We start from the raw sequence: 352 nt of genomic DNA, 5'->3' as shown, positions 1-352 counted from the left end.
AATTGCTCATAATATAAAAAATCCATACATTACCCCTGTTGCAATATTAATGAATATACTAGCACTTGTTCTATATTCAATTATGTTTTTTCCTCAGCATTTATTATACAAATTGCCTAAGTATATTTATATATTCTTATTATTTTGGTTGATTATTAATGTCATTTCGTATGTGCAAGAAAAATCCAAAAAGGTTAAAACAGATAAGGGAACATTAATAAGATATATTATTATCAGTACATTATGTGGTTATAGTGTATCAATAGCTATTGCTTCAGTATATGTTTTTGGTGCAACAGTTAATGGAGATGATGTTTTTGACTATTGGCTGATAATTATTATAGCTAATGTT

At 25.9% G+C, this 352-nt stretch carries 1 protein-coding gene; it reads left to right on the top strand.

The window, feature by feature from the left end:
• Position 1: 1 nt before the first annotated feature.
• Positions 2–352: DUF5079 family protein (locus HMPREF2597_RS11580; RefSeq protein WP_256337098.1), on the top strand; the 351-nt coding region annotated here is incomplete at its 3' end.

The sequence above is a fragment of the Staphylococcus sp. HMSC063A07 genome, from assembly GCF_001836955.1.
Classification (GTDB): domain Bacteria; phylum Bacillota; class Bacilli; order Staphylococcales; family Staphylococcaceae; genus Staphylococcus; species Staphylococcus lugdunensis.
Note: the sequence above shows the minus strand (reverse complement) of the source record. Positions and strands in the feature narration are given on the sequence as shown.